Raw genomic sequence first — 21859 nt, forward strand, 5'->3', positions numbered from 1 at the left:
GGCACCCTGGCCCCACTAATAACGGCTTGTTGATTACAGACTACCGCCGGCCCGTTCGGCCAATTTCGCCAGAGCGGCCACCCATTGCGGTTGACTGTTCAGGCACGGCACCAGCTGCAACTCCTCGCCGCCCGCCGCTGTGAACTGTTCCTCGCCGCGGATACCGATCTCCTCGAGGGTTTCGATGCAGTCGGCGACGAACGCCGGACACATTACCAACACCTTTTTAGCCCCCCGCCGCGCCAATTCATCAAGACGTGCCTCGGTGTACGGCTCAATCCATTTGTCACGGCCCAGACGCGACTGGAACGACACCGACCACTGTTCCGGGCGTAGCCCAGCCCGCGCAGCGAAGGCTTCGGCGGTGCGCTGGCACTGACTGCGATAGCACAGCGCGAGGATCTCCGCGCGCACCTCGCGGCTGCTCGAGGCACGCAGGTCGTGATGCGCATCGAGCGACTTGACCAGCTTGCGGATGTGCCGCTCCGGCAGGCCGTGGAAGCTCAGCAGCAGGTGATCGAAGTCCTGCTGCAGATACGGCTGGGCGCTGGCCACCAGGGCATCGAGGTATTCCGGCTGACTGAAGAACGGCTCCAGCACGCGCACCTCCAGTGGCAAAGCATGCGCGGCGATGACCCGCCGCGCCTCGGTGATCGCCGTGGTGGTGGTGCTCTCGGCGAACTGCGGATACAGCGGCGCCAGCGTCACCTGCTGCACGCCCTGCCCGGCCAACCCACGCAGCGCCTGCTCGATGGACGGTTCGCCATAGCGCATCGCCAGTTCCACCGGGCCATGCGGCCAATGATCACGCATCGCCTCCTGCAACTGGCGGCTGATGGCGATCAGCGGCGAGCCTTGCGGCCACCAAATCGAGGCATAGGCATGTGCCGACTGCGCCGGGCGCCTGAGCAGGATCAGCGAGACCAGCAAACGTCGCAGCGGCCAGGGCAAGTCGACCACAAAAGGGTCCATGAGGAACTGATCAAGATAGCGGCGCACATCGGCGACGCTGGTAGAGGCAGGCGAACCCAGATTGACGAGCAGCAGGGCGTGATCGGTCATGCGCAATCCTAGTCAGGGTGAACCGAGCAAATTGTCCAGGGCTCGATCCAGTTCAGGGTAATGAAAGATGAAGCCGGCCTCTGCGAGCCGCGTCGGGATCACTCGTTGGCCACCGAGCAACAGCCCGGCCAATTCGCCCAGGCCGACGCGCAGCACCAGCGTCGGCACCGGTAGCCGCGCCGGACGGTGCAAGGCCCGACCCAGCGCGCGAGCGAAGTCCTTGTTGCGCACCGCTTGCGGCGCGCACGCATTATAAGGACCCTCGGCGCCCTGATGGCGGAGGAGAAAATCTATCGCGGCAATTTCGTCCTGCAGATGGATCCACGGCATCCACTGCCGGCCATTGCCAATCGGTCCGCCCAGCCCCAAACGAAACGGCGGCAGCAGGCGCTTGAGAAATCCGCCATCGCGGGCCAGCACCAGCCCGCTGCGCACCAGCACCACTCGGATCCCCAGCGTCGACGCGCGTTGTGCGGTTTCTTCCCAGGCCACGCACAACTGACTGGCGAAATCCTCGCTGATCGGCGGCATATCCTCACGCAACTCGCGCTCGCCGCCATCGCCATACCAGCCCACCGCCGAGCCGGAGATCAGCACCTCCGGCCGCTGCTCGCGACTTTCCAGCCACGCCAGCAGCTGCTCGGTCAGATTGATCCGGCTCGTCCACAGCAGCGCCTTGCGCTTGTGCGTCCAGGGCCGGTCGGCGATCGGTGCGCCAGCCAGATTGATTACCGCATCGAGCGGCTCGTCGGCCAACTCGTCGAGCCGACCGATACCACGCACCTGGGCGCCGCACAGCCTGGCAACCTGCTGCGGACGGCGACTCCAGACTGTAACTCGATAGCCCTGGGCGAGCCAGTGACGACAGAGTCCGCGACCGATCAAACCCGTTCCTCCGGTCAACAAGATATGCATGACGTTCTCCTCGCATGGCCTAGGCTGATGTCAGATAAGCGTGGTTTATCTCTACCTCACGTGTCTTTTTTCGGACGACTTGCTGTCCTATTTAATAGCAGCGCCCGAACTGCCGAACGCACAGCCAGTAATCTACTGGCTCGGAATTTGTCTAAACCGTAGCCTGTAACAAAGGTAACGAGGCAGTCCCAATGAGTTCTTCCATTGCCATCATCGGAACCGGCCTGGCCGGTCTTTCTGCCGCCCAAGCCCTGGTCAACGCCGGTCAGACCGTGCAGTTATTCGAGAAAAGTCGCGGCAGCGGCGGACGCATGGCCAGCCGGCGCAGCGACGGCGGCACACTCGATTTGGGCGCGCAATATTTCACCGCCCGCGACCGGCGCTTCCTGGAAACCGTGCGCCGCTGGAACAGCCGCGGCTGGGTCGCCGAATGGGCTCCCAACCTGTACAGCTTCAGCGCCGGCCAGCTGAGTTACTCGCCGGACGAGCAGACCCGCTGGGTCGGCACGCCGCGCATGAGCTCCATCACCCGCGCATTGCTCGGCGCCCTGCCGGTGCAGTTCACCTGCCGCATCAGCGAAGTGTTTCGCGGCACCCGCCACTGGCAGCTGCAGGACACCGACGGCGAAAACCACGGCCCGTTCAGCCAGGTGATCATCGCCACGCCGGCGCCCCAGGCCAGCGCCTTGCTGGCCGCCGCACCGAAGCTCGCCGGCGCCGCCGCCAGTGTGGCCATGGAGCCGACCTGGGCGGTGGCGATGGGCTTCAGCGTTCCCCTGGATACGCCGGTCGAGGCCTGCTTCGTCCAAGACAGTCCACTCAGTTGGCTGGCCCGCAACCGCAGTAAACCCGGACGGAACGGCGCGCAGGACACCTGGGTATTGCACGCCAGCAGCGCCTGGAGCCGCGAGCACCTCGACTTGCCCAAAGAACAGGTGATCGAAGAGTTGCACGGCGCCTTCGCCGAGATGATCGGCTGCGCCGTGCCTGCGCCGATCAGCAGCCTCGCCCACCGCTGGCTGTACGCCCGCCCGGTCAGTAGCCATGAGTGGGGGGTGTTGGCCGATGCCGATCTGGGCCTATATGCCTGTGGCGACTGGTGCTTATCGGGGCGGGTCGAAGGCGCCTGGCTGAGCGGCCAGGAAGCCGCACGGCGCCTGCTTGCTCACCTGCAGTAAATCTTCTTCCTTGCCGTTTTGCTCAGTATCCGGGCACGGTGCAGCTTGATGCGCCGCAACCAGCCAGAGCGAATCGGCACAGATAATTTATGTGCAGCTTTTTTGTCGCTGGTCGCCGCGCCGCCACATCGCCGGATGGCTGCCGTAAACTCCCGGCCATGATCGAAATCCCTCTGGTCCAACTCCCTGTCGAACCCGCCGTCAGCTGTTCAAATTGCGCCGCCTGCTGTTGTCAGCTGGAAGTCATGCTGATCACCGATACCGGTGTGCCGCAACGCTTCATCGACACCGACGACTGGGGCGGCGAAGTGATGCGGCGTCTGGATGACAATTGGTGCGCGGCCCTCGACCGCGACACCATGCGTTGCAGCATTTACGAACAACGCCCGCTGATCTGCCGTGAGTTCGAGATGAGCTCGGCCGAATGCCTCGAAGAGCGCCGTGGCATGTCCGATATCTATCGCTGAACCCGTCTCGCCGAGCCCATTGCAGGCATAAAAAAACCGGGTCAGAGCCCGGTTTTTTTAACGCGCTAAGTCTAGAAGCTGAGCCGGTAATGCAGGGTGTAAGACTCCAAACCATCGTTGGGCGTCTGCAGTCCGGCGTTGGAGTAGTGAATGGCCCGCACGCCGACTTCCTGCCCGGAGAAACGCAGGCCCAGACCGATGCGATCCTCAAACTGGAAAGACGAGCCGAGATCCTGGTCCTCGAACTCGGTATTGGCGAACGCCGCCACGCCGATGCCGGCTTCAATATAGGGTCTGACCGCTTCCCCGGCGAACTCGTATACGAACACTGGGGTGAAGGAAATGCTGTGGTTACTCGAGCCCTCGTCGCCGTCCCAATAGGTGTAACCGACATCCCAGTAACCGGTCAGGCGTCCGACATCGCTCTGCCACCAGCTAGAAGCGAAATCGAACTGGGCACCCAACCGGTACACCATGGTCGACTCTCCCGACTGCCCGACCGCGAAGGTCACATCGGCAGCCGATGCGGGAACGACAACCCCAAGCGAGAGTGCGGCAATCACAGCTAGAGAACGTAACTGCATGGGAACTTCCTTTTTCAGTGTCAGTAAGAAAAGCGCAACAGGTGTGATTGTTAGGAATTATAGGAATAACCAGCGCAAACGAAAGCCACTGACAGACATCGAAAAGTCGTCCTTGGATGCCACTGTCGCGAGCAAGGAATATTGTCAGATCGCGACTGATCGTTCGCGTTGACCCCCAATTACCGCTTGCTCCGCGCTAGCCAACGAAAGCTTCGACATTTTTTTTATCACCCCACAGCAGCGGCAATACCGCCGCCAATTCGCTCTGTGCACCGCTCGACCAGAAGCGCGCGGCAAGTGCAGGCCCCGCAGCCAGCTGCGCGCGTTCGCCGAGGACGCGCTGCAGGTGTCGAGCCACCGCCGCGCCGGTATCGATCAGGCTGACCGACTCCGGCACCAGCTCGCGGAGCAGCGGTTTGATGAAGGGATAATGCGTGCAGCCGAGGATCAACGTATCGCAGCCCTCGGCGAGCAGCGGCTCGACCCAGCCGCGGAGTAATTCGCGGGTCGCCGCACCGTTGAGTTCGCCCGCCTCGATGCGTTCGACCAAGCCCGGACACGGCTGGGTAATCACTCGCACATCGCTGGCGAAACGATCGAGCAAAGCGGCGAACTTGGCGCTTTTCAACGTGCCGGTGGTGGCCAACACGCCGACCACACCGCTGCGGGTCGCCGCCGCAGCGGGCTTGACCGCCGGTTCCATGCCGATGATCGGCAGCTGCGGATAACGCTCGCGCAGCTCCGCTACCGCCGCCGCCGTGGCGGTGTTACAGGCCAACACCAAGGCTTTGGCGCCTTGACCAAGGAGGAACTCGGCAATCGCCGTGCTGCGCTCGCGGATGAATGCAGGGGTTTTCTCGCCATAGGGAACATGGGCGCTATCGGCGACGTAGAGCAGCGACTCGTTGGGCAGTAAACGGCGGATTTCCCCCAACACCGACAGGCCACCGACGCCGGAATCGAATACCCCGATCGGCGCCTGATCAGCCATGCGCACTACCGCACACGGCACACGCCGGATCGCGCTTGACCCGCAGCTCACGGAAACGACTGCCCAGCGCATCGATCAACAACAAGCGGCCCACCAGCGGCTCGCCGAACTCGGCCAGCAGTTTCAGTGCTTCCAGCGCCTGCAAGCTGCCGACCAGACCGACCAGCGGGCCGACTACGCCGGCTTCGCTGCAGGTCAGCTCGGCCTCGCTGCCGTGACCGTACAGGCAGTGGTAACAGGGACTGTCGGCACGCCGCGGATCGAATACCGAGAGTTGGCCTTCCAGACGAATCGCCGCGCCGCTAACCAAAGGTTTACGTGCCGCCACGCAGGCGGCATTGACGGCCTCGCGGGTGGCGAAGTTGTCCGAGCAGTCGAGCACCAGATCGACCGCGGCCACCACGGCGGCCAGCGAATCCTCGTCCAGCGCCTGGCGATGCGCCTGCAGGTGGATCTCGGGATTCAGGGCGATCAGGCGCGTGCTGGCTGAATCGACCTTGCTCTGGCCGATGCTCTGGCTGTCGTGAACGATCTGCCGTTGCAAGTTGGTCAGCTCGACCGTGTCGAAATCGGCCAGATGCAATTCGCCCACCCCAGCGGCGGCCAGGTACAGCGCCACGGGCGAGCCCAGCCCGCCGAGACCGACAATCAAGACCCGGCTGGCCTTAAGGCGCAGCTGGCCATCGATATCGATCTGCGCCAGGAGAATCTGGCGGCTGTAGCGCAGCAGTTCTTCGTCAGTAAGCATCAACATTCCACCTTCTCGTCGCCCGCCCAACGGCCCAGGCTGATGCGCTCGTGGCCGCCAAGATCGCGGCGACTTTCCACGGCAGTGAAACCGGCCGCTGCGAGCAACGCCCGTACCGCCACGGCCTGTTCGAAACCATGTTCGAGCAACAACCAGCCAGTAACCTCAAGATGCGCCGGCGCCTGGCCGATGATCGCGCGAATGTCGTCGAGACCATCGGCGCCTGCCACTAGCGCGCTAGCCGGTTCGAAACGTACATCGCCCTCGCCGAGGTGGCGGTCGTCAGCGGCAATATAGGGCGGATTGCTGACGATCGCCTGGAAGCGCTCGCCAAGCAGCGTGGAAAACCACTGGCTCTCGCGAAATTCAACATTCGTTAGCCCGAGGCGCTGGCGATTGCGTTCGGCCAGCGCCACCGCTTCGCTCACCCGGTCGACCCCGCAGACCGTCCAGCCCGGCCGTTCGCAAGCCAGGGCCAGGGCAATAGCGCCGCTGCCAGTACCCAGATCGAGCACCCGCGCCGGTGTCGCCGGCAACAGGGCCAGGGTGGTTTCCACCAGCAACTCGGTGTCCGGGCGGGGAATCAGGGTGTGTTCGCTAACTTCCAGATCGAGGCTCCAGAAGCCTTGGCGGCCGAGGATATAAGCCACCGGCTCGCCGTTGCGCCGGCGTTGCAGGGCGGCTTGGAAGTCGGCGTCCTGCTGCTCCGACAACTCTCGCTCCGGCCAGGTACGCAGATAGCTACGCGGCTTGCCCAGCGCGGCGGCGAGCAGCAGCTCGGCGTCCAGACCAGGGGTCGGCGAGTCGGGCAGCGCGGCGTTGTCGAGCAGGGATTGGATGGTGGTCATGGGGCAGGTGTCCGTGGAAGCCAAAGTACTGGCGATGCCTTTACTCCCTCTCCCCACTGGGGAGAGGGTTGGGGTGAGGGGTGGCAGGATCACGCCATACGCTTACCAACACCCATCTCCCCCGCCCCTTTCCCATGAGTGGGAGAGGGGCGCAATCCATCAATCGCCGAGCGCCGCCAACTGGTCGGCCTGGTATTCGCTTAGCAGCGGTTCGATCACCGCATCCACGCCACCGGCGAGCACTTCGTTGAGGCTGTAGAGGGTCAGGTTGATGCGGTGATCGGTGACCCGGCCCTGCGGATAGTTGTAGGTGCGAATGCGCTCGGAACGGTCGCCAGAGCCGACCAGCAGCTTGCGCGTCTCGGAGATTTCCTTGTGCGCGGCGGCTTCCTGCTGGTCTTGCAGCTTGGCCGCCAGCCAGGCCATGGCCCGTGCACGGTTCTTGTGCTGCGAGCGCTCTTCCTGGCATTCGACGACGATGCCGGTGGGCAAGTGGGTGATGCGGATCGCCGAGTCGGTGGTGTTGACGTGCTGGCCACCGGCGCCCGAGGAGCGGTAGGTATCGACGCGCAGATCGGCCGGGTTGATCTCGATGGCTTGCTGCTCGTCCGGCTCCGGCAATACCGCCACGGTGCACGCGGAGGTGTGGATGCGCCCTTGCGACTCGGTTTCCGGCACGCGCTGCACGCGATGTGCGCCGGACTCGAACTTGAGCTTGGCGTAGACGTTGTCGCCCTCGACGCGGGCGATGACTTCCTTGAAACCGCCGTGCTCGCCTTCGTTCTCGGAGAGCACCTCGACGCGCCAGCCGCGACGCTCGGCATAGCGCGAATACATGCGGAACAGGTCGCCGGAGAAGATCGCCGCCTCGTCGCCGCCGGTGCCGGCGCGGATCTCGAGGAATACGTTGCGACCGTCATTCGGGTCTTTCGGCAGCAGCATGCGTTGCAGGCGACTCTCCAGCTCGCTCAGCTGCTCCTTGGCCTGGGCGACTTCTTCCGCCGCCATCTCGCGCATGTCGGGGTCGTTGTCTTTGAGCAGCGCCTGCGCGCTGAGCAAATCCTCCTGCACCTTGCGGTAGTCGCGGAAGCACTGGGCAACCGGCTCGACCTCGGCATATTCCTTGGAGTAGGCGCGGAACTTGGTCTGCTCGCTGATCACTTCAGCATCGCCGAGCAGCGCGGTGAGCTCCTCGAAGCGATCTTGCAGGGCGTCGAGCTTGTTTACTAATGACGCTTTCATTGTTTCGACTCGCCTTCATCGAGGCTGAACAGCTCTTGAGCCGCGGCAAGCACATCGATGCGGCCATCGGCGGAGAGTTTCTTCAACTGCACGCTGGGTGCGTGCAGCAATTTATTGGTCAACCCGCGCGCCAGCAGCGCCAGCACTTCATCGGCCGAACTGCCATTGGCGAGCAACCGCTGGGCCTTGGCCAGTTCCTCGTCGCGCAGGCGTTCGGCCTGTTGACGGTAGGCCTTGAGCACATCCACCGCTGCCAGTTCGCGCAGCCGCTGCATGAAGTCGTCGGTACCGGCGGCAATCAGTTCTTCGGCCGCCTGCGCAGCGCCCTGGCGGCTCTTGAGGTTCTCGGCGATAACTTCGTGAAGATCATCGACGGTATACAGATAGACGTCGTCCAGCTCGCCGACCTGCGCTTCGATATCGCGTGGCACGGCGATGTCGACCATGAAGATCGGCTTGTGCTTGCGTTGTTTCAACGCACTTTCCACCGCACCCTTGCCCAGAATCGGCAGCTGGCTGGCGGTGGAGCTGATCACGATGTCGCTGTGCACCAGCTCTTGGGGAATGTCCGACAGTAACACCGCATGCGCGCCGAACTGCTCGGCCAGCGAACTGGCGCGCTCCAGCGTGCGGTTGGCGACAACGATGCGTTTGACGCCTTGATCATGCAGGTGTCGGGCGACCAGGCTGATGGTCTCTCCGGCGCCGATCAGCAGCGCTTGGCTGCGATGCAGGTCGCTGAAGATCTGCTTGGCCAGGCTCACCGCGGCAAACGCCACGGACACCGGGTTTTCGCCGATGGCGGTGTCGGTCCGCACCAGTTTCGCGGTGCTGAACGTAGCCTGGAACAGGCGACCGAGCAGCGGACCGATAGTGCCGGCCTCGCGCGCCACCGCGTAGGCGGACTTCATCTGGCCGAGAATCTGCGGCTCGCCCAGCACCATCGAATCGAGCCCCGAGGCCACGCGCATCATGTGCCGCACCGCCGAGTCGTCTTCATGCACGTAGGCGCAGGCACGCAACTCGTCGAGGCTCAACTGGTGGTAATCGGCCAGCCAGACCAACACCTCGTCAACGCCCAGCGCGTCTTGTTCGAGATACAGCTCGCTGCGATTACAGGTCGAAAGAATCGCCGCTTCACGGCTGGAAGTGCGCAAACAAAGCAACTGCAAGGCCTCAACCAACTGCTCTGGACTGAAGGCCACGCGTTCGCGAACCTCCACTGAAGCGGTCTTATGGTTGATACCGAGGGCAAGAAAGGCCATGCAGAGTCGCTGACAAAAACGGGGGCCGGTAATTCTCCTACTTCGCCAGAGGTAGAACAACTACTGCGACGGATTGTCCTAACTCTCAGGTCAAGTCTGCACCCTCTCTTTAGTGCGGTAGTCGCCCATGGGTTTGCCTACCGGCTTGTGTCATGATGCGCCCACCGCAGGTAAGTCATCCTTTCCTAATATGAATAGATTTTTCGCCTTGCTCGCCGCCCTGGCCTTCCTGGGTGGCTGCCAATCTCTGACTTCGTCGCCATCCGACGGCAGCGCCCCTGTCGATGACTCCGAAGCTACGCCTGCCAAGGCCGAACCGCAGGTTTACAGCTCCTTCAACGAAGACACCCTGTATTCCCTGCTGACTGCCGAACTGGCCGGGCAGCGCAATCGCTTCGATATCGCGCTCAACAACTACGTCGAGCAGGCCACCAAGACTCAGGATCCTGGCGTCGCCGAACGTGGCTTTCGCATCGCCGAATACCTGGGTGCCGACCAGGCCGCGCTGGATACCGGGCTGATCTGGGCCAAAGCCGCGCCGGACAACCTCGACGCGCAGCGCGCCGCCGCTATCCAGCTGGCCCGCGCCGGCCGCTACGACGAATCCATGGCCTACATGGAACGCGTGCTCAAAGGCCAGGGCGACACCCACTTCGACTTCCTCGCGCTATCCGCGGCAGAGACCGATCCAGACACCCGCGCCGGCCTGCTGCAGAGCTTCGATCGCTTGCTGACCAAATATCCAGATAACGGCCAACTGTTGTTCGGCAAGGCCCTGCTACTGCAGCAAGATGGCCATCCCAACGAAGCCCTGAAGCTGCTCGAAGATCAGCCAGCAGCCAATAACGATGTCGCACCGCTACTGCTCCGCGCCCGCCTACTGCAAAGCATGCAGCGTGGCGAAGAAGCGTTGCCGCTGCTGGAAAAAGCCATCAAGAAGAACCCTGACGACAAGCGCCTGCGCCTGTCCTATGCACGCCTGCTGGTCGAACAGAACCGCATCGAGGATGCCAAGGCCGAATTCGCCACCTTGCTGCAACAGGCACCCGATGATGATGACCTGCGCTTTTCGCTGGCCCTCGTGTGCCTGGAAGCCAAGGCTTGGAAAGAAGCCATTGTCTATCTGGAAGAGTTGGTCGAACGTCGCAGTCATGTGGACTCCGCCCACTTCAACCTTGGCCGCGCATATGAGGAATTAGGTGAAACCGAGAGCGCCTTGAGCGAATACGGCATGGTCGGCGCCGGCAATGATTATCTGCCCGCCCAGCAGCGCCAGACCGAGCTGCTCTTCAAGCAAGGCCACGCTGCAGAGGCCTCGAGCAGACTGGCCAAGGCGCGCGAAGCTCAACCGGATGTAGCCATCCAGCTGTACATGATCGAAGCCGAGGCGTTCTCCAACCGTGAACGCTATGACGCTGCCTGGCAAGTGATCCAGCAGGCCTTGAAACAGTTTCCGAATGATCTCAACCTGCTCTATACCCGCTCGATGCTGGCGGAAAAACGCAATGACCTTGGCCAGCTGGAAAAGGATCTGCGCTTCATCATCGAGCGCGAGCCGGACAATGCCATGGCCCTCAACGCCTTGGGCTATACGCTGGTCGACCGCACCACGCGCTACGCCGAGGGCAAGGCACTGATCGAGCAAGCTCATCAGCTCAGCCCGGACGACCCGGCAATCCTCGACAGCCTTGGCTGGGCCAATTACCGGATGGGCAATCTCGGTGAGGCCGAACGCCTGCTGCGACTGGCTGTCGAGCGCTTCCCCGATCCGGAAGTTGCCGCGCATCTAGGTGAAGTCCTGTGGGCCGCTGGCAAACAACGCGAAGCCCGCAAAGTCTGGGCCGACGCTCTGCATCAACAACCCGACAACAGCATCTTGCGCGACACCTTGTTGCGCCTGACTGGCTCCGAGACCCTGTAAATTCATGCGCGCGCGTCATCATCTCCTGGCCCTCGGCCTGCTCGCCCTGCTGAGCGGTTGCGCCGGCCTGATTTCCCATGAATCCCTGCAGGGCACTGGCGACCCAGCCCGCTGGAAAACCCACAAGCAGCAGACCACCCGCCTCGACGGCTGGCAAATCAGCGGCAAAGTCGGCATCCGCGCACCTAAAGATTCGGGCAGCGGCACGCTGTTCTGGCTGCAGCGTCAGGATTATTACGATATCCGCCTATCCGGCCCGCTCGGTCGCGGCGCCGCCCGCCTGACCGGACATGCCGGCGCCGTGACTCTGGAGGTCGCCAATCAGGGCCGCTACCAGGCCACGTCCCCGGAAGACCTGCTGAAAGAACAGCTAGGCTGGAAATTGCCGGTTTCCCACCTGGTCTGGTGGATACGCGGCCTACCAGCTCCCGATAGCAAGAGCCAGCTGACCCTCGACAGCGCCAGCCGCCTGTCCCGCCTCGAGCAGGACGACTGGCAGGTCGAATATCTCAGCTATGTCGAGCAAAACGGCTACTGGCTACCGGAACGCATGAAACTGCACGGCCGCGATCTTGACGTGACCCTGGTGATCAAGGACTGGCAACCGCGCCAGCTCGGCCTGTGAAATGCCCGGCAAGCGCCTAACCCTACCAGCTCCCGCCAAGCTCAATCTGATGCTGCACATCCTCGGCCGACGCGCCGATGGTTACCACGAACTGCAGACCCTATTTCAGTTTCTCGACTACGGCGACGAACTCAGCTTCGTCGTACGCGAGGACGGTGAAATCCGCCTGCACACGCAGATTACCGGCGTCCCTCATGACAGCAATCTGATCGTCCGCGCGGCTCGCCAATTGCAGCAGCAGAGCAATTGCCCACTCGGCGCGGATATCTGGCTCGATAAGCGCCTGCCCATGGGCGGCGGCATTGGTGGTGGCAGCTCGGACGCCGCCACTACCCTGCTCGGCCTCAATCATCTCTGGCAGCTCGACTGGAGCGACGATCGTCTGGCAGCCTTGGGCTTGGGCCTGGGCGCGGATGTGCCGGTATTCGTCCGTGGCCGCGCGGCATTCGCCGAGGGCGTGGGCGAGCAGCTGACCCCGGTGGAACTCGACGAACCGTGGTTCCTCGTCGCAGTGCCGCAAGTATTTGTCAGCACAGCAGAAATTTTCTCCGCCCCGGAGTTGACACGCGATACTCCGGCAATTAAAGTGCGCTCCGTTCTCGAGCGAGGCGGTCGTAATGACTGTCAGTCGGTTGTCGAGAAGCGTTACCCAGATGTTCGTAACGCTTTGATCTTGCTGAATAAATTTGTTTCAGCTAGATTAACCGGCACTGGAGGTTGTGTGTTTGGGAGCTTCCCAAACCAAGGCGAAGCTGATAGAGTCGCCGCCCAACTTCCAGCCTCCCTGCCAAGTTTTGTAGCGAAAGGCAGCAACGTTTCGATGTTGCACCGAACACTAGAAAACTTGTCCTGAGAAGCGGATGCGCAAGCATCCAGTTGCACTATACAGGGGCGTCGCCAAGCGGTAAGGCAGCAGGTTTTGATCCTGCCATGCGTTGGTTCGAATCCAGCCGCCCCTGCCATTTTCTATACTCATCCAGGTATACCCTCAGCCGGCAGGTACTGCGCGTGTCCAAGATGATGGTCTTTACGGGGAATGCTAACCCCGATCTGGCGCGACGTATCGTACGTCAGCTGCACATCCCTCTCGGTGATGCTTCCGTTGGAAAATTTTCCGACGGCGAAATCAGCATCGAAATCAACGAAAACGTTCGCGGTAAAGACGTCTTCCTGATTCAACCGACGTGCGCGCCAACCAACGACAACCTGATGGAACTGGTAGTGATGGCCGATGCCTTCCGCCGCTCCTCAGCTACTCGAATCACCGCTGTTATCCCCTACTTCGGCTATGCCCGCCAGGATCGCCGTCCGCGCTCCGCACGTGTGGCAATCAGCGCTAAAGTCGTGGCTGACATGCTTACTGTGGTAGGCATCGACCGGGTACTCACCGTCGACCTGCACGCGGATCAAATCCAAGGCTTCTTCGATATCCCCGTGGATAACATCTACGGCTCGCCAGTATTGGTGGATGACATCGAAGACCAGCGCTTTGAAAACCTGATGATCGTTTCCCCGGATATTGGCGGCGTAGTGCGTGCACGTGCCGTGGCCAAATCCCTGGGCGTTGACCTGGCGATCATCGACAAGCGCCGCGAGAAAGCCAACCAATCGGAAGTGATGCACATCATCGGCGACGTTGAAGGCCGTACCTGCATCCTGGTCGATGACATGGTCGACACCGCCGGCACGCTCTGTCATGCAGCGAAAGCGCTGAAAGAGCATGGCGCCGCCAAGGTGTTCGCCTACTGCACCCACCCGGTGCTGTCCGGTCGCGCCATCGAGAACATTGAAAATTCCATGCTGGACGAGCTGGTGGTGACCAACACCATTCCGCTGTCCGCCGCGGCCCAGGCCTGTAAGCGTATCCGCCAACTGGATATCGCCCCGGTCGTCGCCGAAGCGGTTCGCCGTATCAGCAACGAAGAATCGATCAGCGCGATGTTCCGCTGAGGGTTCACCCCTCAGCCCACCGCGTCGAACGAAAAGCGCCCCGCCTAGTGCGGGGCTTTTTTGCCAACCGCCCGAACGCCGGTCGCAAGCGTTGCGGGCGTGTTGCTATTTTGGAGATTCAACATGAATGACTTTAACCTGAGTGCCGAATCGCGTGCCGACCTGGGGAAAGGTGCGAGCCGCCGCCTGCGTCGTCTCGCCAGCCTGATCCCGGCTGTGATCTACGGTGGCGACAAAGCCCCGCAATCCATCAGCCTGATCGCTAAAGATGTTGCCAAGCTGCTGGAAAACGAAGCTGCTTTCAGCCACGTGATCAGCCTCAACGTTGACGGCACTGCCGAAAACGTCGTGATCAAAGCGCTGCAACGTCACCCGGCCAAAGGCTATGTAATGCACGCTGACTTCCAGCGCGTCGTTGCCGGCCAGAAACTGACCGCCCACGTACCGCTGCACTTCATCAACCAAGAAGGTTCGGTTGGCGTGAAGCAGCAAGGTGGCGAAGTTTCCCACACCATCGCCGAAGTCGAAGTTTCCTGCCTGCCGAAAGACCTGCCGGAATTCATCGAAGTCGACATGGCCAAAGTCGAAATCGGCCAGATCCTTCACCTCTCCGATCTGAAAGTACCGGCCGGTGTTGAGCTGGTTGCTCTGGCCCATGGCAATGACCTGGCTGTAGCCAACATCCACGCTTCCCGCGTGGTGAAAGAAGAAGGCGCGGCCGAGTAATCACTCGCCCAGCCTGAAGGGGGCTCCTGTCGTGACTGCCGTCCAACTGATCGTCGGCCTGGGAAATCCAGGCCCTGAATACGACCAGACCCGGCATAACGCAGGGGCCCTTTTTGTTGAGCGCCTGGCTGATAGCCAGAACGCCACACTTAGCGTTGATCGCAAATATTTTGGCCTGGTCGGCAAGTTCAGCCATCAGGGCCGCGACGTTCGTCTGCTCATCCCCACCACCTTCATGAACCGCAGCGGCCAATCCGTGGCGGCGTTGGCAAATTTCTTCCGGATTGCTCCGGAGGCGATTCTGGTGGCGCATGACGAACTCGATATGCCTCCCGGCGTCGCCAAGCTCAAAAAGGGCGGCGGGCACGGCGGGCATAATGGGCTGCGCGACATCATCGCCCAGCTCGGCAATCAGAACAGTTTCCACCGTCTGCGCCTGGGTATTGGTCATCCCGGACATGCCAGCATGGTGTCCAATTTCGTGCTCAGCCGCGCACCGCGCAGCGAGCAGGAGTTACTGGATGCCAGCATCGATTTCGCTCTGGGCGTCCTGCCGGAAATGCTTGCCGGCGAATGGAGCAAAGCGATGCACAAACTGCACAGTCAGAAGGCCTGACCCACTTTTTCGTTCTCTGTCTTACTCCGCGCGAGGGATACATCATGGGATTCAATTGCGGCATCGTCGGTTTGCCCAACGTTGGCAAATCCACCCTGTTCAACGCCCTCACCAAATCCGGTATTGCGGCAGAGAACTTTCCGTTCTGCACCATCGAGCCAAACAGCGGCATCGTGCCGATGCCCGACCCGCGCCTGAACGCCCTGGCCGAGATCGTCAAACCCGAGCGCGTGATTCCGACCACCATGGAATTCGTCGACATCGCCGGGCTGGTTGCCGGCGCCTCGAAAGGTGAAGGCCTGGGCAACAAGTTTCTCGCCAACATCCGCGAGACCGATGCGATTGCCCATGTGGTGCGCTGCTTCCAGGACGACAACGTCATCCACGTATCCAACAGCGTCGATCCGAAGCGTGATATCGAGATCATCGATCTGGAACTGATCTTCGCCGACCTCGACAGCTGCGAGAAGCAGCTGCAGAAAGTCACTCGCAACGCCAAAGGTGGCGACAAGGAAGCCGTCGCGCAGAAAGCCCTGCTCGAGAAGCTGATTCCGCACTTCACCGAAGGCAAGCCGGCACGCACCCTGCTGAAGACCCTCGGCGAAGACGAGAAGCAACTGGTTCGCGGCTTCCACCTGCTCACCAGCAAGCCGGTGATGTACATCGCCAACGTCGCCGAAGACGGCTTCCACGACAACCCGTTGCTCGACGTGGTCCAGGCCATCGCCGATGAAGAAGGCGCAGTTGTGGTGCCGGTATGCAACAAGATCGAAGCGGAAATCGCCGAGCTGGATGATGGCGAGGAGAAGGACATGTTCCTCGAATCGCTGGGCCTCGAAGAGCCGGGCCTGAACCGCGTGATTCGCGCCGGTTACGAGCTGCTCCATCTGCAGACCTACTTCACCGCCGGGGTGAAGGAAGTCCGCGCCTGGACCGTGCGCGTCGGCGCGACGGCGCCGCAAGCCGCCGCAGTGATCCACACCGATTTCGAGAAAGGCTTCATCCGCGCCGAAGTGGTCGCCTATGACGACTTCATCCAGTACAAGGGCGAAGGCGGTGCCAAGGAAGCCGGCAAATGGCGCCTGGAAGGCAAGGAATACATCGTCAAGGATGGCGACGTGATGCACTTCCGCTTCAACGTCTGACGCTTAAAAAGCCTCACGGAAAAAGCCGCGAATCTTTGGATTCGCGGCTTTTTTGTTTCCGCTACGAGTCAGTCGAGGCAAGGGCCTAAGCGGCCGCCAGGCTGAAGCGAAACAGCGCCCCTGGCTGGGCATCGTCGACCAACTGAATGTCGCTGCCGTGCAGCTGCAGCAGGCGCTGGACGATGATCAACCCCAGCCCGCCGCTTTCCGGCGAACTGCGCCGCAAGGCGCTGGCCCGGGTAAATAAGCCCTCGCGCATGTCTCGCGGGATGCCGGCACCGGTGTCACTGATCTCCACCTGTACGGCCTGCGCCTGGCCCTGCAGGCGCACGGCGATCCGCGTGCCGTGCGGGTTGTGGCGAATCGCGTTATCGAGAAGATTGGTCAGCACCCGCTCGATCATCGCCAGATCGGCGCGCACCGCCGGCAATGCCTGCGGGATCTCGACCAGCAGTTGCTGCTCACGCGCCTCGGCGGCCAGTTCGAACTTCTGCAGCACGTCCTGGACCAGATCCGGCAAGGCGAACGCCTCCGGCTCTGGCTGCACCAGGCCCGACTCCAGGCGCGCCAACTCGAACAACTCCTGGGCCAGGCGACTGACCTTGCGGCTCTGACCGAGGGCGATATCCAGGTAGCGGCGGCGCTCGGCCACGCTCAAGGTTTCATCCTTGACCCGTAAGGTCTCCAGATAGCCATGCAAGGAGGTCAGCGGGGTGCGCAGGTCATGCGAGATATTCGCCACCAGATCGCGGCGTTGCTGGTCCTGACGGGTCAACTCGCGCCATTGCTCGGCAATCCGCTGGCCCATCTGCGCGAACGCACTGCGCAGGATGGATATCTCATCACCGCGCGGCTCGGCATCCGCCGCCAACGCTGCCGCCAGCTCGCCATTGCCCGCGAAGCCCCGCACCGTTTGGGTCAGTGCGCGCAGCGGCCGGGTGATCAAACGAAACGCCACCAGCCCCATGATCAGCCCGAGCAACGCGACGATGCCCATAGCCCACAGCGTCAGGCGCAGCACCGAGTCGGCCGCCAGCGACGCCACCAGCGCATCGTGCGCCTCGCCTTGCAACACCACGTACACATACCCGGCGTCGCGCCCGGCCACCCGCACCGGCGCCGCGCTGAACACCTTCTGTCCGGACGTGCTGCGCGGGTCATCGCCGAGCACCGGTAACGGTGCGTCCGCCAACAGACGGCGGATCGGCGCCAGGTCGACCTTGTCGCGCTTCACATGCCCGGCCGGCGCCGCGCTACCGACAATCCGCCCGTCGTTGCCGAGCAGATACACCTCGACCGCCGGGTTCACCGCCATCAGCTTGTCGAACAGCTCGCGCACCGCAGCGGGCCGCCAACCGCTGGTATCCATCAACTGCGCCGTGCCGGCGATATGCGCGGCCAGACCGCTGGACAGCCGCTGCACCACCTCCTGCTCATGACGCGTGCTGGCATTGATCTGCAACCACACCGACACGCCGCTGCAGGCCAGCAACAGCACCGCGAACACCAGGGACAGTCGCTGGGTCAGGGTCAGGTGTTTCATGCTCCGCCCTCCTCGACTCCGGCGGCGAATTTGTAGCCGCGCCCCCAGACTGTGAGGATGCGCCGCGGGGCGGCCGGGTCTTCCTCGATCTTGGTGCGCAAGCGGTTGATGTGGGTGTTGACGGTGTGTTCGTAGCCGTCGTGCTGATAACCCCACACCTCGTTGAGCAACTCGAGACGGGAAAACACCTGATCGGGATGGCGGGCAAAGAAATACAGCAGGTCGAACTCCCGCGGCGTCAGCTCCAGCGGCACGCCCTCGAGGCTCACCTCGCGCGCCAGCGGATCGATAGTAACCCCGTGACGCACCAGCAACCCGGCGTCCAACCGCGCATTGCGCGCCAGTGCATCGCTACGCCGTAGTAGCGCCCTGACCCGTGCCACCAGTTCGAGCATGGAAAACGGCTTGGCCAGGTAATCGTCGGCACCCAGCTCCAGACCGAGAATCCGGTGCACTTCGCTAGAACGCGCGCTGGTGATGATGATCGGCGTATAACGGGCCATGCCACGGGCGCGCTTGCAGATCTCCAGGCCATCGATGCCCGGCAGCATCAGATCGAGGACCAGCGCGTCCCAGCTATTCTCTTCGAGCATGCGCATGCCGACGGCGCCATCGGCCGCATGCTCGACGACATAGCCTTCATCGCTGAGATGCATGCGCAGCAGCTCGGCGATGTGGGCATCGTCTTCCACGATCAACACGCGCTTGAGCCGATCCATAACCGTATTTGCCCCGACAAAAACCGTGACTTCATTGTCACTAGTAAAGGTCCTGGGAGTTATCACATTTAATTTAAGTTTGCGTGAGGACTCCGCGACCGCCAGCCCTCAACACTGAGCCTCAGTAATTGCATCAGCAGGAGTTCGACAATGTCCGTGGCATCCGAGCTTTCCAGCCCCGCCGTTCCTCACCACCAGCCGGGAAGTGTCATCCATCCGCGCTGGCTGCGCCTGACCCATTGGCTGAATGCCCTGGCAGTGCTGGTAATGGTCCCCAGCGGCTGGCGCATCTACAACGCCTCGCCGCTGTACGATTTCGCCTTCCCCAACGCCATCACCCTCGGCGGCTGGTTGGCGGGCGCGCTGCAGTGGCATTTCGCCGGAATGTGGCTGCTGGTCTTCAACGGCCTGCTGTATCTGGCATTGAACCTGGCCAGCGGCCGCCTCTTCCGGCGCTTTTTCCCACTCTCACCGCGCGGCGTGCTGCGCGACTTTCGGGCCGCCCTGCGCGGCAAACTCACCCACGCTGACCTGCGCCAGTACAACCAGGTGCAGCGCGCGGCCTACCTGTTCGTGATGCTCGACACCGCCGTGCTGGTGGTGTCCGGCCTGGTGCTGTGGAAGTCGGTGCAGTTTGACCTGCTCCGCGAACTGCTCGGCGACTATGAAGTCGCGCGCCACGTGCACTTCGTCAGCATGGCTCTGCTGGTCGGTTTTGTCGGCGTACACCTGTTGATGGTGGCGCTGGTGCCGCGCAGCCTGCTCAGCATGATTCGCGGACGCTAAGGAGTCGCCATGCCTATCGGAAAACGCCCGCGCCTGGATCTGGATGCTGATTCGATCCTCAAGGACGCCCGCCAGATCCTCGCCCCGCAGATCGAGCAACCGGCGCGCCGCGCCTTCCTGCTGCGCACCTTGACCCTCGGCGGCGTAGCCATGTTGTCGGGTTGCAACTTGACCGACAACAACAGCGTCGAGACGGCGCTGATGGCCATCTCGCGCTTCAACGACCGCGCCCAGGCCTGGATCTTCGACCCTAACGCCATGGCCCCGACCTATCCCGAGTCGATGATCACCCGGCCGTTTCCGTTCAACGCCTTCTACGGTATCGACGAGGCGCCCAACGTCGAAGAGGACAGCTATCGCCTGGAAATCAGCGGACTAGTCGCCGACAAGCGCAGCTGGCGGCTCGAAGAACTGCGCGCCATGGCGCAGACCGAGCAGATCACCCGGCACATCTGCGTCGAAGGCTGGAGCGCCATCGGCCGCTGGGGCGGCGTGCGCTTCTCCGACTTCCTGCAACGCATCGGCGCCGACACCACCGCCAAGTTCGTCGGCTTCAAGTGCGCCGACGACTACTACACCAGCATCGACATGCCCACCGCCCTGCATGCGCAGACCCAGCTCACATTGAGCTTCGATGGCCACCGGCTGCCGCGCGAGTACGGCTTCCCGATGAAGCTGCGCATGCCGACCAAGCTTGGCTACAAGAATCCCAAGCACATCCAGGCGATTTTCGTCAGCAACACCTACCCCGGCGGTTACTGGGAAGACCAAGGCTACAACTGGTTTGCCGGCAGCTGAGCGGCCACGCCAAGCACCGCGCGCGACACCGGTTGCGCGTCTTTCCACCCCACGCTCGAAGGAGTGACAGCATGAAAAAGCTCACCGCAACCATCCTTTCCATGTGCCTGGCCTTGGGCGCTGCCAGCGTCTTGGCCGGCGAAGACATGAACAAGGATGACACCGGCAAAGACGGCACCGACAAAGGCAGCATGTCCAACGACCCGATGGGCCAGAACAGCAAGGACGGCATGAAGCACGACAGCATGTCCAAGGACAGCAAAGCCGACACCAAGCACGACAGCATGTCGAAAGACGGCATGTCCAAGGACACCAAGGACACCAAGCCTGCCAAACCGTCGGGCTACTAACCGCCCCGATCCTGCCCGGATACTCATCGCAGCATGCCGACCCACCGCGGCCGGCACGTAACTCCCTTGGGAGGGCACCATGCGCTACACCCGTAGATCGATATTGACGGCCGCCGCCTCGGGCCTGCTCGCGGCCGGCCTGTTTGGCAGTTGGGCGCGGCAGTCCGGCCTGATCAACCAAGCGCACGCGGCCGGCGAGGCAGCGTTCGCCGTGACCCACAGCGACAGCGAATGGCGCGAGCTGCTGACCGCGGAGCAGTTCCGGGTATTGCGCGAAGAAGGCACCGAACGCGCCTACTCCAGCGCACTTAACGAGGAACACCGGCAAGGCACGTTCGCCTGCGCCGGTTGCCAGCAGGACCTGTTCGCCTCGGAGAGCAAATTCGACAGCGGCACCGGCTGGCCGAGCTTCTATCAACCGCTGCCCAACGCCGTTGGCGAAACCCGCGACCAGAGCCTCGGCATGCTGCGCACCGCAGTGCATTGCAGCCGCTGCGGCGGGCACCTCGGCCATGTCTTCGATGACGGCCCCAAGCCTACCGGCCTGCGTTACTGCATGAACGGCGTGGCCATGACCTTCCGCCCCGCCTGATCGGCGCTCCCCGCTCGATTCCGGAGACCCATCATGAACAGATCGCCATCCACTACCACCCTCGCCCGCCCCTACATGCCGGCCCTCTACTGGCTGGGCGCAGCCGCACTAGTCGCCGCGGTGCTGCTCAGCGGTCTGCGTGGCGGACACGCCGCCGAGCAGGCGTTCGTCATTCCACCCCCGACTCTTGATGAGCCGGCAGTGCCGACCCACAGCGCCACCGCAGTCTTTGCCGGCGGCTGTTTCTGGGGCGTACAAGCAGTGTTCCAGCACGTCACCGGCGTCACCCAGGCGTTGTCCGGTTACGCCGGCGGCGACGTAAGCAGCGCTAACTACGAGGACGTCAGCGCGGGCGCCACCAAGCACGCCGAAGCGGTGCAGGTCAGCTATGACCCGACGCAGATCAGCTACGGGCAACTGCTGCAGATCTACTTCTCGGTCGCCCATGACCCCACCCAGTTGAACCGCCAAGGCCCGGACTCGGGCACGCAGTACCGCTCCACCGTCTTTACCAGCAGCGAACAGCAGCGGCAGATCGTCCGGGCCTACATCGCCCAACTGAACCAAACCGGTGTCTACGCCAAACCGCTAGCCACCACTATCGAAGCGCTCAAGGGCTTCTACCCCGCCGAGGCCTATCACCAGGACTACCTGGTCCATAACCCGCAAAGCATGTACATCGTGATCAACGACCAACCGAAGATCGACAACCTGGCCAAGCTGTTCGCCGCGCGCTATCGGCCCGAGCCGGTGCTGGTCAATCCATAGACATGGCAGCGCTGGCAAAG

The 21859-nt window shown here is 62.6% G+C and carries 24 protein-coding genes and 1 tRNA gene; 15 read left to right on the top strand and 10 right to left on the bottom strand.

Annotated features, from left to right (window positions below; translation table 11 throughout):
• Positions 1 to 33: 33 nt before the first annotated feature.
• Both hemH and NVV93_RS15495 read right to left on the bottom strand, forming a co-directional pair.
• Entirely contained in the window at positions 34 to 1062 is a 1029-nt protein-coding gene (gene hemH / locus NVV93_RS15490; protein ID WP_258251538.1) for a ferrochelatase, read from the bottom strand.
• A 12-nt stretch (positions 1063 to 1074) separates the two neighbouring features.
• Positions 1075 to 1977, bottom strand: a complete 903-nt coding sequence (locus NVV93_RS15495; protein WP_258251539.1) for a TIGR01777 family oxidoreductase — start codon at positions 1975 to 1977, stop codon at positions 1075 to 1077.
• 191 nt (positions 1978 to 2168) lie between these two features.
• Here NVV93_RS15495 and NVV93_RS15500 point away from each other — a divergent pair, with 191 nt between their 5' ends.
• Both NVV93_RS15500 and NVV93_RS15505 read left to right on the top strand, forming a co-directional pair.
• Positions 2169 to 3155, top strand: coding sequence for an NAD(P)/FAD-dependent oxidoreductase (locus NVV93_RS15500; RefSeq protein ID WP_258251540.1), 987 nt, complete (start codon positions 2169 to 2171; stop codon positions 3153 to 3155).
• A gap of 158 nt (positions 3156 to 3313) precedes the next feature.
• Positions 3314 to 3622 (top strand): YkgJ family cysteine cluster protein, encoded by a 309-nt coding sequence (locus tag NVV93_RS15505; RefSeq protein WP_258251541.1) that lies wholly within the window; start codon positions 3314 to 3316, stop codon positions 3620 to 3622.
• Between the two features lie 71 nt (positions 3623 to 3693).
• On the opposite strand, the gene NVV93_RS15510 is transcribed toward NVV93_RS15505, so the two are convergent.
• The 6 genes from NVV93_RS15510 to hemA form a co-directional block, all read right to left on the bottom strand.
• Positions 3694 to 4206, bottom strand: coding sequence for an acyloxyacyl hydrolase (locus tag NVV93_RS15510; protein WP_258251542.1), 513 nt, complete (start codon positions 4204 to 4206; stop codon positions 3694 to 3696).
• A 196-nt stretch (positions 4207 to 4402) separates the two neighbouring features.
• Positions 4403 to 5197, bottom strand: a complete 795-nt coding sequence (murI, locus tag NVV93_RS15515) for a glutamate racemase (protein WP_258251543.1) — start codon at positions 5195 to 5197, stop codon at positions 4403 to 4405.
• Complete coding sequence (locus NVV93_RS15520) at positions 5190 to 5945, bottom strand: molybdopterin-synthase adenylyltransferase MoeB (RefSeq protein WP_258254392.1); 756 nt, start codon at positions 5943 to 5945, stop codon at positions 5190 to 5192. Before NVV93_RS15520 ends, murI begins: the two co-directional genes overlap by 8 nt.
• Complete coding sequence (gene prmC / locus NVV93_RS15525; RefSeq protein ID WP_258251544.1) at positions 5945 to 6793, bottom strand: peptide chain release factor N(5)-glutamine methyltransferase; 849 nt, start codon at positions 6791 to 6793, stop codon at positions 5945 to 5947. The genes NVV93_RS15520 and prmC overlap by 1 nt, the downstream gene beginning before the upstream one ends.
• 159 nt (positions 6794 to 6952) lie before the next feature.
• Positions 6953 to 8035 carry a peptide chain release factor 1 gene (prfA, locus tag NVV93_RS15530; RefSeq protein ID WP_258251545.1) on the bottom strand — a complete coding sequence of 361 codons (1083 nt, stop codon included), beginning with the start codon at positions 8033 to 8035 and terminating at the stop codon, positions 6953 to 6955.
• Entirely contained in the window at positions 8032 to 9300 is a 1269-nt protein-coding gene (gene hemA / locus NVV93_RS15535) for a glutamyl-tRNA reductase (RefSeq protein ID WP_258251546.1), read from the bottom strand. The genes prfA and hemA overlap by 4 nt, the downstream gene beginning before the upstream one ends.
• Positions 9301 to 9490: 190 nt before the next feature.
• On the opposite strand from hemA, the gene NVV93_RS15540 reads away from it, so the two are divergent.
• The 8 genes from NVV93_RS15540 to ychF all read left to right on the top strand — a co-directional run bounded on the left by NVV93_RS15540 (position 9491) and on the right by ychF (position 16283).
• Complete coding sequence (locus tag NVV93_RS15540; protein WP_258251547.1) at positions 9491 to 11221, top strand: tetratricopeptide repeat protein; 1731 nt, start codon at positions 9491 to 9493, stop codon at positions 11219 to 11221.
• Positions 11222 to 11225: 4 nt separating this feature from the next.
• Positions 11226 to 11846, top strand: coding sequence for a lipoprotein insertase outer membrane protein LolB (lolB, locus tag NVV93_RS15545; protein WP_258251548.1), 621 nt, complete (start codon positions 11226 to 11228; stop codon positions 11844 to 11846).
• Between the two features lies 1 nt (position 11847).
• Positions 11848 to 12699, top strand: a complete 852-nt coding sequence (gene ispE / locus NVV93_RS15550) for a 4-(cytidine 5'-diphospho)-2-C-methyl-D-erythritol kinase (protein WP_258251549.1) — start codon at positions 11848 to 11850, stop codon at positions 12697 to 12699.
• A 34-nt stretch (positions 12700 to 12733) separates the two neighbouring features.
• A tRNA-Gln gene (locus NVV93_RS15555) sits at positions 12734 to 12808 on the top strand.
• A gap of 46 nt (positions 12809 to 12854) precedes the next feature.
• Positions 12855 to 13796, top strand: coding sequence for a ribose-phosphate pyrophosphokinase (locus tag NVV93_RS15560; RefSeq protein WP_258251550.1), 942 nt, complete (start codon positions 12855 to 12857; stop codon positions 13794 to 13796).
• Positions 13797 to 13919: 123 nt separating this feature from the next.
• Positions 13920 to 14522, top strand: coding sequence for a 50S ribosomal protein L25/general stress protein Ctc (locus NVV93_RS15565; RefSeq protein WP_258251551.1), 603 nt, complete (start codon positions 13920 to 13922; stop codon positions 14520 to 14522).
• 31 nt (positions 14523 to 14553) lie between these two features.
• Complete coding sequence (gene pth / locus NVV93_RS15570) at positions 14554 to 15138, top strand: aminoacyl-tRNA hydrolase (protein WP_258251552.1); 585 nt, start codon at positions 14554 to 14556, stop codon at positions 15136 to 15138.
• A gap of 44 nt (positions 15139 to 15182) precedes the next feature.
• Complete coding sequence (gene ychF / locus NVV93_RS15575; RefSeq protein ID WP_258251553.1) at positions 15183 to 16283, top strand: redox-regulated ATPase YchF; 1101 nt, start codon at positions 15183 to 15185, stop codon at positions 16281 to 16283.
• An 85-nt stretch (positions 16284 to 16368) separates the two neighbouring features.
• Here the strand turns inward: ychF and NVV93_RS15580 are convergent, their stop codons facing one another.
• Together NVV93_RS15580 and NVV93_RS15585 are read right to left on the bottom strand one after the other, a co-directional pair.
• Positions 16369 to 17826: a HAMP domain-containing sensor histidine kinase gene (locus NVV93_RS15580; RefSeq protein ID WP_258251554.1), complete on the bottom strand. Its 1458-nt coding sequence runs from the start codon at positions 17824 to 17826 to the stop codon at positions 16369 to 16371.
• Positions 17823 to 18545, bottom strand: coding sequence for a response regulator transcription factor (locus NVV93_RS15585; protein ID WP_258251555.1), 723 nt, complete (start codon positions 18543 to 18545; stop codon positions 17823 to 17825). The genes NVV93_RS15580 and NVV93_RS15585 overlap by 4 nt, the downstream gene beginning before the upstream one ends.
• A gap of 150 nt (positions 18546 to 18695) precedes the next feature.
• Between NVV93_RS15585 and NVV93_RS15590 the strand changes: the two genes are divergently transcribed.
• From NVV93_RS15590 to msrA, 5 genes are all read left to right on the top strand, one after another.
• Positions 18696 to 19331 carry a cytochrome b/b6 domain-containing protein gene (locus NVV93_RS15590; RefSeq protein WP_258251556.1) on the top strand — a complete coding sequence of 212 codons (636 nt, stop codon included), beginning with the start codon at positions 18696 to 18698 and terminating at the stop codon, positions 19329 to 19331.
• Positions 19332 to 19340: 9 nt separating this feature from the next.
• Positions 19341 to 20129, top strand: a complete 789-nt coding sequence (locus tag NVV93_RS15595; RefSeq protein ID WP_258251557.1) for a molybdopterin-dependent oxidoreductase — start codon at positions 19341 to 19343, stop codon at positions 20127 to 20129.
• A gap of 71 nt (positions 20130 to 20200) precedes the next feature.
• Positions 20201 to 20479: a hypothetical protein gene (locus NVV93_RS15600; protein WP_258251558.1), complete on the top strand. Its 279-nt coding sequence runs from the start codon at positions 20201 to 20203 to the stop codon at positions 20477 to 20479.
• A gap of 79 nt (positions 20480 to 20558) precedes the next feature.
• Positions 20559 to 21071, top strand: coding sequence for a peptide-methionine (R)-S-oxide reductase MsrB (gene msrB / locus NVV93_RS15605; RefSeq protein WP_258251559.1), 513 nt, complete (start codon positions 20559 to 20561; stop codon positions 21069 to 21071).
• A 75-nt stretch (positions 21072 to 21146) separates the two neighbouring features.
• Positions 21147 to 21839, top strand: a complete 693-nt coding sequence (gene msrA / locus NVV93_RS15610; protein ID WP_375162933.1) for a peptide-methionine (S)-S-oxide reductase MsrA — start codon at positions 21147 to 21149, stop codon at positions 21837 to 21839.
• The last annotated feature ends 20 nt before the right edge of the window (positions 21840 to 21859 follow it).

The organism is Pseudomonas sp. LS44 (genome assembly GCF_024730785.1).
Classification (GTDB): domain Bacteria; phylum Pseudomonadota; class Gammaproteobacteria; order Pseudomonadales; family Pseudomonadaceae; genus Aquipseudomonas.

Excerpts from the sequence above, each read along its gene's own strand:
- hemH (WP_258251538.1), bottom strand. The coding sequence starts at position 1,062 with ATGACCGATCACGCCCTGCTGCTCGTCAATCTGGGTTCGCCTGCCTCT.
- NVV93_RS15495 (WP_258251539.1), bottom strand. The coding sequence starts at position 1,977 with ATGCATATCTTGTTGACCGGAGGAACGGGTTTGATCGGTCGCGGACTC.
- NVV93_RS15500 (WP_258251540.1), top strand. The coding sequence starts at position 2,169 with ATGAGTTCTTCCATTGCCATCATCGGAACCGGCCTGGCCGGTCTTTCT.
- NVV93_RS15505 (WP_258251541.1), top strand. The coding sequence starts at position 3,314 with ATGATCGAAATCCCTCTGGTCCAACTCCCTGTCGAACCCGCCGTCAGC.
- NVV93_RS15510 (WP_258251542.1), bottom strand. The coding sequence starts at position 4,206 with ATGCAGTTACGTTCTCTAGCTGTGATTGCCGCACTCTCGCTTGGGGTT.
- murI (WP_258251543.1), bottom strand. The coding sequence starts at position 5,197 with ATGGCTGATCAGGCGCCGATCGGGGTATTCGATTCCGGCGTCGGTGGC.
- NVV93_RS15520 (WP_258254392.1), bottom strand. The coding sequence starts at position 5,945 with ATGCTTACTGACGAAGAACTGCTGCGCTACAGCCGCCAGATTCTCCTG.
- prmC (WP_258251544.1), bottom strand. The coding sequence starts at position 6,793 with ATGACCACCATCCAATCCCTGCTCGACAACGCCGCGCTGCCCGACTCG.
- prfA (WP_258251545.1), bottom strand. The coding sequence starts at position 8,035 with ATGAAAGCGTCATTAGTAAACAAGCTCGACGCCCTGCAAGATCGCTTC.
- hemA (WP_258251546.1), bottom strand. The coding sequence starts at position 9,300 with ATGGCCTTTCTTGCCCTCGGTATCAACCATAAGACCGCTTCAGTGGAG.
- NVV93_RS15540 (WP_258251547.1), top strand. The coding sequence starts at position 9,491 with ATGAATAGATTTTTCGCCTTGCTCGCCGCCCTGGCCTTCCTGGGTGGC.
- lolB (WP_258251548.1), top strand. The coding sequence starts at position 11,226 with ATGCGCGCGCGTCATCATCTCCTGGCCCTCGGCCTGCTCGCCCTGCTG.
- ispE (WP_258251549.1), top strand. The coding sequence starts at position 11,848 with ATGCCCGGCAAGCGCCTAACCCTACCAGCTCCCGCCAAGCTCAATCTG.
- NVV93_RS15565 (WP_258251551.1), top strand. The coding sequence starts at position 13,920 with ATGAATGACTTTAACCTGAGTGCCGAATCGCGTGCCGACCTGGGGAAA.
- ychF (WP_258251553.1), top strand. The coding sequence starts at position 15,183 with ATGGGATTCAATTGCGGCATCGTCGGTTTGCCCAACGTTGGCAAATCC.
- NVV93_RS15580 (WP_258251554.1), bottom strand. The coding sequence starts at position 17,826 with ATGAAACACCTGACCCTGACCCAGCGACTGTCCCTGGTGTTCGCGGTG.
- NVV93_RS15585 (WP_258251555.1), bottom strand. The coding sequence starts at position 18,545 with ATGGATCGGCTCAAGCGCGTGTTGATCGTGGAAGACGATGCCCACATC.
- NVV93_RS15590 (WP_258251556.1), top strand. The coding sequence starts at position 18,696 with ATGTCCGTGGCATCCGAGCTTTCCAGCCCCGCCGTTCCTCACCACCAG.
- NVV93_RS15595 (WP_258251557.1), top strand. The coding sequence starts at position 19,341 with ATGCCTATCGGAAAACGCCCGCGCCTGGATCTGGATGCTGATTCGATC.
- NVV93_RS15600 (WP_258251558.1), top strand. The coding sequence starts at position 20,201 with ATGAAAAAGCTCACCGCAACCATCCTTTCCATGTGCCTGGCCTTGGGC.
- msrB (WP_258251559.1), top strand. The coding sequence starts at position 20,559 with ATGCGCTACACCCGTAGATCGATATTGACGGCCGCCGCCTCGGGCCTG.
- msrA (WP_375162933.1), top strand. The coding sequence starts at position 21,147 with ATGCCGGCCCTCTACTGGCTGGGCGCAGCCGCACTAGTCGCCGCGGTG.